This window comes from Gordonia sp. ABSL11-1, assembly GCF_030315685.1.
In the GTDB taxonomy this organism is placed as follows: domain Bacteria; phylum Actinomycetota; class Actinomycetes; order Mycobacteriales; family Mycobacteriaceae; genus Gordonia.
This window is the reverse complement of sequence record NZ_JASXSI010000010.1, coordinates 24839-37957: the sequence shown is the minus strand read 5'-3', so window position 1 is coordinate 37957 and position 13119 is coordinate 24839. Positions and strand designations below refer to the sequence as shown.

Annotated in this window: 14 protein-coding genes and 2 pseudogenes; 11 read left to right on the top strand and 5 right to left on the bottom strand. The window is 66.9% G+C overall.

The window, feature by feature from the left end:
- Window positions 1-22 precede the first annotated feature (22 nt).
- From QSJ19_RS12755 to QSJ19_RS12720, 8 genes are all read left to right on the top strand, one after another.
- Window positions 23-976: an epimerase gene (locus QSJ19_RS12755; protein ID WP_286320887.1), complete on the top strand. Its 954-nt coding sequence runs from the start codon at window positions 23-25 to the stop codon at window positions 974-976.
- Between the two features lie 219 nt (window positions 977-1195).
- Window positions 1196-2701: an APC family permease gene (locus QSJ19_RS12750; RefSeq protein ID WP_286320884.1), complete on the top strand. Its 1506-nt coding sequence runs from the start codon at window positions 1196-1198 to the stop codon at window positions 2699-2701.
- Between the two features lie 77 nt (window positions 2702-2778).
- Window positions 2779-3033, top strand: coding sequence for a DUF3263 domain-containing protein (locus tag QSJ19_RS12745; protein WP_286320882.1), 255 nt, complete (start codon window positions 2779-2781; stop codon window positions 3031-3033).
- Entirely contained in the window at window positions 3030-3338 is a 309-nt protein-coding gene (locus QSJ19_RS12740; RefSeq protein ID WP_286320881.1) for a WhiB family transcriptional regulator, read from the top strand. Before QSJ19_RS12745 ends, QSJ19_RS12740 begins: the two co-directional genes overlap by 4 nt.
- Before the next feature lie 133 nt (window positions 3339-3471).
- Window positions 3472-4656, top strand: coding sequence for an SfnB family sulfur acquisition oxidoreductase (locus QSJ19_RS12735; protein WP_286320879.1), 1185 nt, complete (start codon window positions 3472-3474; stop codon window positions 4654-4656).
- 26 nt (window positions 4657-4682) lie between these two features.
- The gene (locus QSJ19_RS12730) at window positions 4683-5849 is read left to right on the top strand and encodes an LLM class flavin-dependent oxidoreductase (RefSeq protein WP_286320878.1); all 1167 of its coding nucleotides are present in this window, start codon (window positions 4683-4685) and stop codon (window positions 5847-5849) included.
- Window positions 5850-5854: 5 nt separating this feature from the next.
- On the top strand, window positions 5855-6352 hold the full coding sequence (locus tag QSJ19_RS12725) for an NADPH-dependent FMN reductase (RefSeq protein WP_286321081.1): 498 nt from the start codon (window positions 5855-5857) through the stop codon (window positions 6350-6352).
- Entirely contained in the window at window positions 6349-6846 is a 498-nt protein-coding gene (locus QSJ19_RS12720) for a flavin reductase family protein (protein WP_286320876.1), read from the top strand. The genes QSJ19_RS12725 and QSJ19_RS12720 overlap by 4 nt, the downstream gene beginning before the upstream one ends.
- Before the next feature lie 115 nt (window positions 6847-6961).
- On the opposite strand, the gene QSJ19_RS12715 is transcribed toward QSJ19_RS12720, so the two are convergent.
- Both QSJ19_RS12715 and QSJ19_RS12710 read right to left on the bottom strand, forming a co-directional pair.
- Window positions 6962-8110: a metallophosphoesterase gene (locus QSJ19_RS12715; RefSeq protein WP_286321080.1), complete on the bottom strand. Its 1149-nt coding sequence runs from the start codon at window positions 8108-8110 to the stop codon at window positions 6962-6964.
- A gap of 64 nt (window positions 8111-8174) precedes the next feature.
- On the bottom strand, window positions 8175-9563 hold the full coding sequence (locus tag QSJ19_RS12710) for an MFS transporter (RefSeq protein WP_286320875.1): 1389 nt from the start codon (window positions 9561-9563) through the stop codon (window positions 8175-8177).
- Window positions 9564-9666: 103 nt separating this feature from the next.
- On the opposite strand from QSJ19_RS12710, the gene QSJ19_RS12705 reads away from it, so the two are divergent.
- Complete coding sequence (locus QSJ19_RS12705) at window positions 9667-10308, top strand: TetR/AcrR family transcriptional regulator (protein WP_286320873.1); 642 nt, start codon at window positions 9667-9669, stop codon at window positions 10306-10308.
- Here the strand turns inward: QSJ19_RS12705 and QSJ19_RS12700 are convergent.
- Window positions 10263-10630: pseudogene (locus QSJ19_RS12700) on the bottom strand (SRPBCC family protein). The gene QSJ19_RS12705 and the pseudogene QSJ19_RS12700 sit on opposite strands and share 46 nt — an antisense overlap.
- Window positions 10627-10955: pseudogene (locus tag QSJ19_RS12695) on the bottom strand (ArsR/SmtB family transcription factor). The pseudogenes QSJ19_RS12700 and QSJ19_RS12695 overlap by 4 nt, the downstream one beginning before the upstream one ends.
- 101 nt (window positions 10956-11056) lie before the next feature.
- Between QSJ19_RS12695 and QSJ19_RS12690 the strand changes: the two are divergent.
- Together QSJ19_RS12690 and QSJ19_RS12685 are read left to right on the top strand one after the other, a co-directional pair.
- Window positions 11057-11521, top strand: a complete 465-nt coding sequence (locus QSJ19_RS12690; RefSeq protein ID WP_286320872.1) for a cupin domain-containing protein — start codon at window positions 11057-11059, stop codon at window positions 11519-11521.
- Window positions 11521-12189 carry a DUF1345 domain-containing protein gene (locus QSJ19_RS12685; protein WP_286320871.1) on the top strand — a complete coding sequence of 223 codons (669 nt, stop codon included), beginning with the start codon at window positions 11521-11523 and terminating at the stop codon, window positions 12187-12189. Before QSJ19_RS12690 ends, QSJ19_RS12685 begins: the two co-directional genes overlap by 1 nt.
- A gap of 92 nt (window positions 12190-12281) precedes the next feature.
- Here the strand turns inward: QSJ19_RS12685 and QSJ19_RS12680 are convergent, their stop codons facing one another.
- Window positions 12282-13010: a mycothiol-dependent nitroreductase Rv2466c family protein gene (locus QSJ19_RS12680; RefSeq protein ID WP_286320870.1), complete on the bottom strand. Its 729-nt coding sequence runs from the start codon at window positions 13008-13010 to the stop codon at window positions 12282-12284.
- Window positions 13011-13119: the final 109 nt, after the last annotated feature.

The following is a 13119-nucleotide window of genomic DNA, read 5'->3' as shown; positions in this document are numbered from 1 at the left end:
CCTTCGGGTCTACCCTCGGTTCATGTCGAACACCGAAGCCATACACCCTCGTCCGACGAGGGTCGTGATCGCCGGTGGCAGTGGATCATTGGGGCGGAGAATCGCGGACGACCTGGCGCGTCGGGACATCGACGTCACGGTTCTCACCCGCTCGCCCGACGGCGGATCCCCCCATCGACAGGTCGAGTGGGACGGCCGGACCGTCGGCGCATGGTCTGCTGCACTCGACTCCGATGAGCCGACCGCTGTGATCAATCTCGCCGGGAAACTCGTCGATTGTCGTCCCACCGGAAAGAACATCGCCGCCCTACGTCGCAGCCGGGTCGAGCCGACCCGTGCGCTGGTGTCCGCGGCCCAGGAGCTGAGACGACCACTCGTGCGGTGGATACAGGCGAGCACGACCGCGATCTGGAGTGATGCCGGCGATGTGTGGTGCACGGAGGACACTCCGATCCCTGTCGGACTGCCGCAGATGACCGGAGTCGCCGCACCGTGGGAGGAGGCCGTTGCCGATGCGAACGTCGATCATCGGATCATCTTGCGGACGTCGATCGTCCTCGACACGGATTCTCCTGCACTGCAACGACTGATGATGCTGACGAAGTTCGGGCTCGGTGGTCGGGTGGGCACCGGGCAGCAGTGGTTCAGCTGGATTCACCGCGATGACTGGCTGGCGATCGTGCGGGCCGGCCTCGGGCTTGACCCCGACGTCACGCTGCCCCCGGGGGTCGTCGTCGCGGCGACGGACAATCCGGTCCGAAACGTCGACCTGATGGCGACGCTGCGCCGCCGGTTGCATCGACCGGCGGCACCACCGACCCCGGCCCCGCTCCTCAAACTAGGAGCTGTCGTGTTGCGCACCGATCCTCAACTCGGGCTGACCGGTCGTCGCGCACGGTCCCGTGTGCTCGCCGAGCGCGGGTTCGTGTTCCGATTCCCGGAGCTCGATGGCGCGCTGGCCGATCTGATCGGCTGATTCGTTCGGCGATCGGGAGCGGTCGCACCCCAACGACAGCCACCCTCGGTTCGAAACATCACCTTCTTTCGAACCACGGTGATGTCACGAAGGCCGGGTGGCTGTCGGGCGACGGTGCGAAAGTGACACACCACTCCCGTTTCCGTTGGTCAAATCGGGCACTCGATGCGTTCGCACCATATCCGCGAACCCGTTCCCCGCAGGTCTAGCGTCGGGAGGATGAAGGGCAAGAACGGCGTGTTCCGCACCAAGGACGTCGACACCGTCATCCATCAGAACGATGACGGCAACGTCACCGAGCGTGGCCGTCTCCGAAAAGCGCTGCGCGCCCGCGACCTGATCGGGTTCGGCGTCGGCATCGTGATCGGCACCGGCATCTTCACCCTCACCGGTATCCAGGCGAAGAACAGCGCCGGGCCGGCGATCATGATCTCGTTCGTGGTGGCCGGGGTGATCGCCCTGTTCGCCGCATTCTGTTACGCCGAACTGTCATCCGCGGTGCCGACGGCCGGGTCGTCGTACACCTACGCGTACACGACGCTCGGTGAGATCATCGCCTGGATCATCGGCTGGGACCTCATCCTCGAGTTCGCGCTCGGTGCCGCGGTGGTGTCGCGCGGCTGGTCGGGCTATCTGCAGGAGGCGCTGCATCTGCCCACCGAGTTCTTCGGCGAGTCATCGTCGGTGAACCTCGGTGCCGTCGCCATCGCACTCGTGTTGGGAATCGTTGCGACCGTGGGGATCAAGGAGTCCGGCTGGGTCACCAACGCGTTGGTGCTCCTGAAGGTCTCGATCTGTGTGTTCATCATCGTCGTCGGAGTCTTCTTCATCAAGGCGGCCAACTACTCACCGTTCATCCCGCCCGCCGAACCCACCGGAGGCGAGGCGGGCCTGCGACAACCGCTCTGGCAGTGGGCGACCGGGGTCGACGCCACCGCGTTCGGCGTCGCCGGGGTGCTGTTCGCGGCGGCCGTGGTCTTCTTCTCCTACAGCGGATTCGAGATCGTCGCCAATCTCGGCGAGGAGACACGCAACCCGGCACGCGACATGACCCGTGGTCTACTCGGGACGTTGGTGCTGTGCACCGTGCTCTACGTCGGCGTGTGTTTCGTACTCGTGGGCATGGTCAACTACACCGATCTCAGTGAGGGCGCACCGCTCTCGGACGCGTTCGATCAGGTGGGACTGAGCTGGGCGGGCGTCCTCGTCGGGATCGCGGCGATCTGCGGTCTGACATCGGTGATCCTCGTCGACATCGTCGGGATGTCACGCATCGGCTTCGCGTTGTCACGCGACGGCCTGATCCCGCACTCGCTCGGGCGCGTCCACCCGCGATGGAACACGCCCTATCGCATCACCATGCTCACCACGGCCGTCGTGGTGCTGCTGGCTGCGTTCGTGCCGCTCTCGGCGCTTGCCGAGATGGTCTCGATCGGCACCCTGTTCGCATTCCTGGTCGTGTCGGTGGCCGTGCCGATCCTGCGTCGGACCCGCCCGGCGATGAAGCGGCCGTTCCGCGTCCCGTGGTCGCCGTTCCTGCCCATCGTCTCGGCGGTGTGCTGCGCCGGGCTCATGGCGAACCTGGCAATCGAGACGTGGCTGCGGTTCGTGGTGTGGCTCGTCCTCGGACTGGCGGTCTACGTGTTCTACGGACGGAAGCATTCGATCCTGGCGAAGTCGTCTGGGTCGGCCTCCACACCGACCCGATCGTCGGATCCCGCCTGATTCGCAGCCTTCCAAGGTTTCGAACCGCCCCGCACAGAACCATGTCGCCGGCGGGGTCGCCGTCGGACACTCCTTGCATGAGCGCATCAATTCGCCTGCGGACCGTCCCCGCCGGACCCGTCGACTCGGCTGCTCTCGTCGACTACGAGGTGCAGTGGTATCGACACGGCGGCGGTTCCGATCGGGAGATCGCCGACATGTTCGGGCTCTCTGCAAGGGAGTACTTCGGCCACCTGCTGGGTGCCCTGGAAACCCACGCCGCCCATCTGCCGCCGACAACGGTGACCGGCATCCGTTCGGTCGCCCGCAGGCGACTTTGGCTCGCGTCGTGACGGCACCCGACGGGTGGGCTCTCGACGGGCCGGCACTCGATGACATGGGCTGGCGCCAGCAGGCTCGCTGCGGGGAGGAATCCGCGCACCTGTTCATCGTCGACAACCGCGAGACCAAGAATCAGCGGGCACACCGTGAGGCTCTGGCGAAGATGCTGTGCCGGAGTTGCCCGGTGTCCTCCAAGTGCCTGGAGTATGCGATCGGTGTGGGCGAGGAGCAGGGAATCTGGGGAGGACTCGGCGTCGCCGAACGGGAGGCGCTGATCCGCGCACGCGACTCCCGAGACGATCGCCGATCGGCGTGACCCTTCGACACGTCATCATCTAGCACACCGCGGCGAACGCCGACGAACTTTCTGTTCAGCGGGCGAGAAAGGGTGGCCAGGGCGCTCCCGGCGGCGTTTGATGTGAGGGTTGTCGAACGACGAGGAGTGATGCATGAGCAGGGTTCCCGTGCTCAGCAGCGACGATGCCGTCGCGGTCGCCGCAGAACTCGGTGAGGTCTTCGCGAAGGGCGCTGCCGACCGGGACCGCGACAAGATCCTGCCCACCGGGGAGATCAGGCGGCTCGCTGCCAGCGGACTCCTCGCGATCACCGTGCCCACCGCGGTCGGGGGCGCCGGACTACCCGCGAGCACCGTCGCCGAGGTCTTCCGGCTCATCTCCAAGGGTGACCCGAACATCGGTCAGATCCCGCACAGTCACTTCGTGTTCGTCAATCAACTCCTGCTGCAGGGCACCCGCGACCAGCAGTCGCGCATCCTTCCCGAGGTCCTCGCCGGAGCGGCCCTCGGCAACGCGCAATCCGAGCGCGGAACCAAGCACATCCGCGAGTACACGACGACCTTGCGCCGCGACGGCGACGCCTGGCGACTCGACGGCACCAAGTTCTATTGCACCGGCGCGTTGTTCGCCGACTGGATTCCCACCCTCGCCCACCTCGGCGAGGACGGGCCGCTGCACGTGGCCTGGGTGCGTCGTGATGCCGACGGTGTGGAGGTCGTCGACGACTGGGACGCGCTCGGTCAACGGACCACCGCCAGCGGCACGGTGCGCCTGACGGACGTGCTGGTCACCGACGACCTCATCACCGACTTCTCGGTCACCTTCACCGGCCCGACGACCTATGGCGCGTTCGCGCAACTGCTGCACGCCGCGATCGACGCAGGGATCGCCCGGGCCGCGCTGGAGGACGCGGCGGAGTTCGTGACCACCAAGAGCCGGCCCCACCCCGACGCCGGCGTCGAGCGTGCCGCCGACGACCCACTGGTCATACATGCCTTCGGTGAGATGGAACTCGCCGTTCGCGGCGCAGAGGCCCTGCTCGCCGAGGCCGGACGTGCCGTCGACCGCGCCGACGCGGATCTCGACGAGGCCACCGCCGCCGCGGCAACGCTGGCGGTGGCGGCAGCGCGCGCAGCGACGACGAAGACCTCGGTCGACGTCGCGAGCCGACTGTTCGAGGTGGCCGGCACACGATCGGCGGTCGCCAAGGAATCGCTCGACCGGCACTGGCGCAACGCCCGTACCCACACCCTGCACGATCCGGCATCGTGGAAGGTGCAGCACCTCGGCCGCTGGGCGGTCGACGGAATCCTGCCCCCACGAACCGGGCAGCTCTGACAACGACGAAGGAAGTGAAAGAGTCCATGAGCGCCTTGAAGTTCCACTGGTTCCTGCCGACCAACGGGGGCGACGGCCGCCATGTCGTCGGGGGCGGGCACGGCGTCTCCGCCGGCACCGGGGGACGTCCGGCGTCCGTTCCGTACCTCGGCCAGATCGCCCGCAGTGCCGAACAACTCGGCTTCGAAGCTGCACTGACACCCACCGGTGCCTGGTGCGAGGACGCGTGGATCTCCACCGCGATGATCAGCAGCCTGTCGGAGCGGCTGAAGTTCCTGGTGGCCTTCCGGCCCGGCGTCATCGCGCCGTATCTCGCCGCCCAGATGTCGGGGACCTTCCAGAATCTCTCCGGAGGGAGGCTTCTGCTCAACGTCGTCACCGGTGGTGAGGATCACGAGCAGCAGATGTTCGGCGACTTTCTCGGCAAGGAGGAGCGATACGCGCGTGCCGACGAGTTCCTGGAGATCGTCCGGCGGTTGTGGACGGGCGACACAGTCACCTTCGAGGGCAAGTACCTCTCGGTGAACGACGCCACGCTGCAACACATCCCGGATCCACTGCCCGAGATCTACTTCGGTGGATCGTCGGCGGCCGGTATCGCGGTGGCCGCCAAGCATGCCGACGTCTACCTCACCTGGGGGGAACCGCCGGAGGCGGTGGCCGAGAAGCTCGATCGGGTGCGCAAGGCCGCAGCCGACGTCGGTCGCGAACTGAAGTTCGGCATCCGTCTGCACACCATCGCGCGGGACACCTCCGAAGCGGCGTGGGCGGAGGCCGACAGATTGCTCGAACACATCTCGGAAGACGAGATCGCTCGCATCCAGTCCGGTCTCAAACGCAGTGCTTCCGAAGGGCAGCAGCGGATGCTCGAGCTCAACAAGGGCTCCAAGGACGGCCTCCAGATCTACCCGAACCTGTGGGCCGGGATCGGACTGGTGCGTGGTGGCGCCGGAACCGCGATGGTCGGCTCCTACACGGAGATCGCCGATCTCATCGAGGCGTATCGCGCGGTCGGGATCGAGGAGTTCGTGCTGTCGGGATACCCGCATCTCGAGGAGTCGTACTGGTTCGGTGAAGGCGTGCTGCCCGAGCTGACGCGCCGGGGTCTGTGGCAGCATCCGGCGCCCGTCGTCGGGCGGGCCGCGGTGCCGTTCGGCGCTGCCGCACCGACCACACGGGTGGCGGCATCGTGAGCGGCGTGTCCACCGCCGTCGTCGTCGGGAACCCCAAACCCGCGAGTCGAACACTCACCGCCGCAACGTATGTCGCCACCCAGCTGACCGGTGCGGAACCGGATCTCGTGGTCGATCTCGCCACGTTGGGGACCGCCGTGCTGGACTGGTCCGACGAGACGGTCGCCGGACTCGTCGACCAGGTGGGCAAGGCCGACCTGGTCGTGTTCGCCAGCCCGACGTACAAGGCGGCCTACACCGGTTTGCTCAAGCTGTTCCTCGACCGGTTCGCCGGCGGAACAGGACTGTCCGGCTTGGCGATTCCGCTGATGCTCGGCGGCAGTCCCGCACACTCGCTCGCGCCCGAACTGGCCTTGCGTCCGGTACTCACCGAGATCGGCGGGACCGTGCCGGGTCGCGGACTCTACGTGGTGGATTCCGCATTCGACGACCCCGCGGCCTACGCGGACTGGCTCGCGGCGACCGCCCCCATCGTCACAGCCGTGTTGGAGGCTCCTCGATGAGCAATCTCTGGACGAATCAGGACATCGATCCGACCAAGCTGCGCAAGGCTTTCGGGGTGTTCCCGACCGGTGTGGTGGCGGTCGCCGCGGAGGTCGACGGGCAGCTCACCGGTCTCGCGGCGAGCTCCTTCACCAGCGTCAGCCTCGATCCGCCGCTCGTGTCGTTCTCGGTCGCGAACACATCGAAGACCTGGCCGGATCTGCGTCGTGCCGCGCACCTCGGGGTGACCATCCTCGCCGACCATCACGGGGACGTCTGCCGACAGCTCGCCGGGCCGGTCGATCAGCGCTTCGACGGCATCGCTGTGAAGGCCTCCGACGTCGGTGCGGTCACCCTCGACGAAGGCATCGCCCGGTTCGACACGACCATCTACCGCGAGGTGGAGGCCGGCGACCACATCATCGTGTTGCTCGAGCTGCACGCCGTCGATCATCCCGACGCCGGGAATCCGCTGATCTTCCACCGGAGTGCATTCGGGCGTCTGGCGGTCTGAGACAGCACTGAAACAGCCGCCCGAATGTGGGAAATCACCTCGTTCGCGATCATTGTGGTGTTCCACAGTCGAAGTGGCTGCAGCGAGAGGCTCGGCGCTGCCCGCGTCGCCGGTGTCAGCTCGCGGCGCGCTGCAACTCCAGAACGGTGATCTCCGGCGGTGCACCCACTCGCACCGGCGGGCCCCACGCGCCGGCCCCACGCGTGGTGTACAGCGTGGTGTTCCCGATCGTGTCGAGGCCTTCGACGGATGGTTGCTGCAGCGGCACGAGGTAGCGGATGGGCCAGATCTGCCCACCGTGTGTGTGTCCGGACACCTGCATGTCGACGTCGAGATCCGAGGCCTCGAGGGCCTGTCGTGGTTCGTGTGCGAGCAGCAGGACGAATCGCTGGGGATCGCGACCGGCCAGTGCGGCCGGCAGATCGGGTTCGTACGGGGCGGGCGCGGTGTAGTCCTGGATGCCGGCGATGTCGATCGTGGCGCCGTTGCGCTCGACCGCGACCCGCTGATTGCGAAGGGTGTGCACGCCGAGCCGCTCCCACTCGTCGAGCCATGCCCCGCCGTCGTCGGAGTAGAACTCGTGGTTGCCGCTGACGCCGAACACCCCGAGCGGCGCCGACAACCCGGCCAGTGGTTCGAGGTCGGCGCCGACGTTCGCGATCGTGCCGTCGGTGAGGTCGCCGGCGATCAGGACGAGGTCCGGGCGTTGGGCGTTCACTTCCTCGACCACCTTGCGCGTGAATGACGCCGACCTCGCCGGTCCCACATGGAGATCCGAGATCAGCACGACCTGCGCGCCGTCGAAGCCCTCCGGAAGCCCGGCCAGATCCACCTGCTGCGTCACCACTTGCGGCCGCGCCGCCGCGACCACACCGTAGATGGTGGTCGCCAGCGCGATTACGACCACGCCGGCGGTCGCCACGCGCAGCACGGCGCGGTGTCGCCTGGCGGCGTCCTCACCGGTGGTGCCCCGGACGCGACGGATCGCCCGAGCCACCAGGGACCCGATGCCCACGAGTGCCAGTCCGAGGACGAGGTACAGCACGGCGGCCATCCACGTCAGGCCGATGACTGCCGGGATCCTGAACCACGCCGGATCGAGCAGTCGCCCGGTCGCCACCCCTACGACCGTCAATGCCCACAACGCCACCAGGACGGCATCGGTGATCACCGACCACGGTCGTGACATCGCGGTGGCCCGGACTATTCGACGATGCAGCCAGAAGATGATCAGCGCCAGGAACAGCGCGGCGAACAGGAGCATTCCCACGCTGTCGACGGTAGCCGGTGTGCAGGATCAGAGACGGAACAGCATGACCTTCTCGGTGTCACCCGTGGGCCGGTCGCCGTTCGCGCGGCAGGATCAACCAGGCCGCGGCACTGGCCACCACCAGGAACACGGCGCCGACGGCAAGCCCGACCTGATATCCGTCGCGGGCCACGCTCTGATGGGTGGCGACCGTGACCAGTACGGCCAGACCGATGGTCCTGCCGAGTTGCCGCGAACTGTTCAACACGCCCGATGCCACGCCCACGTCGTCGGCGGCGACACCCGCGGTGCCCGCGGCACCCACCAGGACCATGGACCCGCCGATGCCCGTGGCGGCCAGCAGGGACGGCAGCAGAATGCCGGTCCAGAAGTCGAATTCCTCTGGCATGCGGGCGAACACGGCGAGGCCGGCAGCTCCGAGGAGGCCGAGAACGACGATCGCATTCCGAACCCCGAACCGGGCGGAGAGTTTGCTCGACACCGCGATGCCCAGTCCGACGAACGCGCAGAACGGGAGGAACAGGATGCCGGTCAGGTCGGCGCTCACCTCCCATACCGTCTGGATGTAAAGCGAACAGAAATAGAACGCCGCCAACTGGCCGGCGGCGAGCATGAAGCCGAAGATGTTGGCGCCGAGAATGCTTCGTGTGGCCAGGACCCGGATCGGCATCAACGGATGACTTCCGGTCCGTTCGACGACGGCGAATGCCGCAAGGAGGACGATCGCTGCGGCCGTGCCGATCACCGTGCGAGCTGAGAACCAGCCGTGGTCGCCGGTGGCCGACACCGCATAGACGAGTGCCGCCACCCCACCGGTGACCAGGATGCCGCCGGTGACGTCGAGGCGCGACCGCGCCCCTGGCCGCCCGCCAGATACGACGCCGCGCAATGTGGCGATCAGCGCGATCACGACGATGGGCACATTGACGAACATCACCGCGCGCCAGTTCCACCAGTCGGTGAGCACGCCACTCGCGACCACACCGACAGCGCCACCCACCGCGCCGGCACCACCCCAGAGGCCCATCGCCTTCCGCCTGCGATCGGTGTCGTCGATCGTGGCGACCAAGGCCAGTGATGCCGGTGCGAGGAGAGCCGCGCCCAGGCCCTGCGCCGCCCTGGCGCCGACGAGCAGTCCTGGCGCGGTCGCCAGTCCGCCGATCACACTCGCGCAGGCGAAGATCGTCAGACCGACGAGGATGACCGGTCGGCGGCCCCACACATCTCCGACGCGACCCCCTACCAACATGAACCCGGCGAAACAGAGGAGGTACGCGTTCACAACCCAGGACAGGCCCGCTGCGGTGAAGCCCAAGTCGCTGCGGATCGCGGGCAGGGCGATGTTGACGAGGGACATGTCCAGTGCGACCAGAAACTGCAGGACGAACACGGTGATCAGCAGAGCGCCGGTCCGGGTGGCAGCGGCGGGCGGGGTGATGGTGCGCAATGAGACTCCTTGTTCGTACGCGTACGAATTGGTACGCGTACGAAATGTACGCTCCGACGAGCGTCGAGCCAAGTCCTCGACTCGTATGCGTCAAGATGGATGAATGCCACCGACGCCCTCATTGCAGCGTGACGACATCGTCGAGGCCGCGATCCGGATCCTCGAGCGTGACGGAGTCGACGGCCTGAGCATGCGGCGACTGGCGGTGGAGCTCGGCTCTAAGCCGATGACGCTCTATCACTATGTGCCGAACAAGTCGGTTCTGCTCTCGCTGGCGCTGTCGGAGATCGCGGCCGCCATCCCATGGCAGGCGCCGACCGGTTCACCGCGACAGCGGATGATCACCATCGCGATGGACATGTACGACAAGCTCGGAGACATCCCCTGGGTCGTCGCGATACTGCAGCTGGGTACCAATGTGGGTACCCCTGCGCTTGCATTGGCGGAACAGTTCTTCTCCGCTGCAATCGAACTGGGTCTCAACGATCAGTCAATGCTCGATCTCTGGCGGTCGGTCTGGTATCTCGTCGTGTCCGAGTTGCACTGGCGTGACGTCATGGCGCGGCGTTCGGCCGACGACCGGTCGTGGTACGAGACGATGGATCCGGCCGAGGTGGCCGATCTGCCGCGAGTAGCTGCGATTCTGCCCCGGTGGGGCGAACTGTCGAGGGAGTTCGACCTTCGGCAGGCGGTCGAGGCTCAGATCGACGGAGTGGTCGCGCGGGTGGGCCGGCCGATCACGTGACGGTCGGCGCCAGATCGGCGAGCCGCGGCAGCACGACGCCGCGACAACCCGGCCCCCCTCGGGCGCAGAGTCCACGTGAGCGTCCAGTTCGCGGTGAAGGTGTAGGCGAATCGGGACGGCGGCTCGGCTTCCAGTACGCGACATGGCTGTCGGCCGAAACCCGGCATGTCGAGGGTGAACTCGTGACCGTCGCAGCGATCTCGCCGTCCGCCCACCACCGGGCGACCAGGTCGGGCTCGGTCAACGTGCGCCAGACGGTTTCGGTTGTGGCGGCGACGAACTGGTCGACGCGAATGGTGGTGTCGGTGTCGGTGTCGGTCATCTCTCGAGATCCTCTGCGATGTGGGCGATATCGGACAGTGGTGCCGCCAGAAGCGCTCGAACGGATGCAGCCTGGCGCCGAGTTCGGCGAGCAGTTCGGCGTGCAGGTGGTAGATGCGATGCCGGCGGGGCCGATCGACGACCAGGCCTGCCTCTTTGAGCACGGTCAGGTGCTCGGTGACCGATGAGCGGCTCTGGGTCAACTGCGACGTCAGATCGCCGGCCGCGGTCGGTTGCTCGGCGAGAAGCTCGAGCAACCGACGATGGACCGGATTGGCGAGCGCCAGGAACACTCGATCGTCGGCGGGCACGCGAGACCGATTCATGTCGGAGAGTTCCGACATGTCGCTCGCCGGTGGCGTACGCCGGCGCACGGTGTCGTCGAAAGCCCGGCCGACCGGGGTCTTCGGGGGTACCGTTCCGTACCATGAAGCATCTTCTTCGCGGTCTCGTCGGGATGGCCGCCGTCCTGTCTCTCGGCGGTCTCGTCCCCGCGGTCGCGGAGGCGACACCGTCGTCGGGGATCTCGGCGGTCACCCTGGCCGAGGGTGACATCCCGGCCGGGCTGCTGCCGTTCGTTCCCGACGGCGTCCACGTCGCGGTCCGGGAGATCACGATTCAACCGGGCGGGACCACCGGATGGCACTATCACGACGGCGATCTCGTGGGACTCGTCCGCGCGGGCACGCTCACGCATCCGGGCGCGGATTGCAAGCCGGTCATCTACAAGACCGGCGATATCATCAGAGAGCCACGCGGACAGGCGAACACACACGTCGGCCGAAACCTCGGATCGACACCGGTCGTCCTCGACGTGCTCTACCTCATCCCGCTCGGCAAGCCGTTGTTCGAGGATGCGCCTGCGCCGGGGTGTGATACGCCGGCGACCTGATGGCGTGGCTCTCCGAACCGCGACGAGCGTTGGCGAGCTTTGCGCTCGGACTGGTGGCGATCGCGGTTCTGTACGGCCTCGGTGACTTCCCGGCCGAGCTGTCCGTCGTCGATGCCGGGGTGTTCGGTCTCCTCGCATATCTTGTTGCCTACCTGGCGATCACGGTCGCTGCCTTCTCTCGTGCATCGACCGACGCCATTCATGATTGGGCTCGTCGAGAAAGTCGCGGGACGGTTCTGCAACGGTACGTTCTCGGTACGGCTCCGGGACCGGGGGTGTCGCTGTTCATCGCAGCAGCTGCCCTGGCAGTCGCCATGATCTGGATGCCGGGACATGGCGGCACCACTCTCGCGGAGTCTCCGCGCATCGGAGTGGCCGTGGCGCTGATCGTGGTGGCCTGGCTCTGTGTGGTCGTGTCCTACGCGGTCACCTTTCACGCCGACGATTTCATCGACGAGGGCGACAAGGGGCTGGATTTCCCCGGCGACGCTGATCCCGTGTGGGTCGACTACGTCTACTTCGCGGTCTCGGTGATGACGACGTTCGGGACGACGGACGTGACGGTGACGTCTCGTGAGATGCGCCGAACCGTCACCGCGAACGCGGTAATCGCGTTCGTGTTCAACACGGTGATCATTGCGGCGGTGGTGTCCGCGTTGACGGGCTGAACCCACGGCGGAGAACAGAGCACCACCCACCACACCGACATGACGCGGGTCGGCTCAGATCACGCGAGTCGTCGATGGCCCGCGCGAGCCGGTCACTTCTTGGTGCGTCGACTACCGCCATGCCAGTCCTCCTGCGCGCCAACCTCGTCCACGTCGACACCGAAGGCGCGCAACTGCGGCTTCTCGCGCAGGCTGCGCTTCAGTTCGGCGAAGCCGGGGAAGCCGGCGAGGCCGATGACGTGATCCCACAGGCGGACGGCGTCGTCTTCGTCGGGCAGGCGGCTGATGACCGGACCGAAGAAGGCGACACCCTCCGGTGGCTCGAAGTGGATGATCGGCGTGCCGACGTCGCGGCCGGTGAGGGTGAGGGCCGCATCGGTCTCCGCCTGGATCTCGGCGTCGAACGACGTGTCGTCGAGGGCGGCGAGATGGTGCGACGGGAGATCCAATTCGGCCAGGATCGGTGCGAGGAAGTCCTCGGTACCGCGCTGATCCCGGTCGTCGAACATGTAGGTGCCGGTGTGGGAGTCGAAGATCCGCGCGCCGAATGCCGAGTACAACGGGCCGATCGGCTCGCGACCGTGGTCTCGTCGCACACTCGCCGCGGCGCGCAGTAGACGCAGTCCGGCGGTGTGCCCCGCCTCGTACTCCGGCGGGAAGTGGGATGCGTAGTCGATGTGCGCGTTGAGCAACCGCAGGGAGATGAACCGCCAGTCGACGGTGTAATCGCGCTGCGATTGGACGGTCCGGACCCATTTGCTGGTCATCCATGCGAACGGGCAGACGGGGTCGAAGTAGAAGTGGATATCGCTCTCGGCCATGCAGCCATTGTGTCGTAGGGAGCCGTGTGGGCGGCCGACGGCGGTAACGAACCCCGCGCCGAAACGGATAAAACGCGCACAGGGCTCACGTGGTCACCGGCTATCGGGG

Excerpts from the sequence above, each read along its gene's own strand:
- QSJ19_RS12755 (WP_286320887.1), top strand. The coding sequence starts at position 23 with ATGTCGAACACCGAAGCCATACACCCTCGTCCGACGAGGGTCGTGATC.
- QSJ19_RS12750 (WP_286320884.1), top strand. The coding sequence starts at position 1,196 with ATGAAGGGCAAGAACGGCGTGTTCCGCACCAAGGACGTCGACACCGTC.
- QSJ19_RS12745 (WP_286320882.1), top strand. The coding sequence starts at position 2,779 with ATGAGCGCATCAATTCGCCTGCGGACCGTCCCCGCCGGACCCGTCGAC.
- QSJ19_RS12735 (WP_286320879.1), top strand. The coding sequence starts at position 3,472 with ATGAGCAGGGTTCCCGTGCTCAGCAGCGACGATGCCGTCGCGGTCGCC.
- QSJ19_RS12730 (WP_286320878.1), top strand. The coding sequence starts at position 4,683 with ATGAGCGCCTTGAAGTTCCACTGGTTCCTGCCGACCAACGGGGGCGAC.
- QSJ19_RS12720 (WP_286320876.1), top strand. The coding sequence starts at position 6,349 with ATGAGCAATCTCTGGACGAATCAGGACATCGATCCGACCAAGCTGCGC.
- QSJ19_RS12715 (WP_286321080.1), bottom strand. The coding sequence starts at position 8,110 with ATGCTCCTGTTCGCCGCGCTGTTCCTGGCGCTGATCATCTTCTGGCTG.
- QSJ19_RS12705 (WP_286320873.1), top strand. The coding sequence starts at position 9,667 with ATGCCACCGACGCCCTCATTGCAGCGTGACGACATCGTCGAGGCCGCG.
- QSJ19_RS12690 (WP_286320872.1), top strand. The coding sequence starts at position 11,057 with ATGAAGCATCTTCTTCGCGGTCTCGTCGGGATGGCCGCCGTCCTGTCT.
- QSJ19_RS12685 (WP_286320871.1), top strand. The coding sequence starts at position 11,521 with ATGGCGTGGCTCTCCGAACCGCGACGAGCGTTGGCGAGCTTTGCGCTC.
- QSJ19_RS12680 (WP_286320870.1), bottom strand. The coding sequence starts at position 13,010 with ATGGCCGAGAGCGATATCCACTTCTACTTCGACCCCGTCTGCCCGTTC.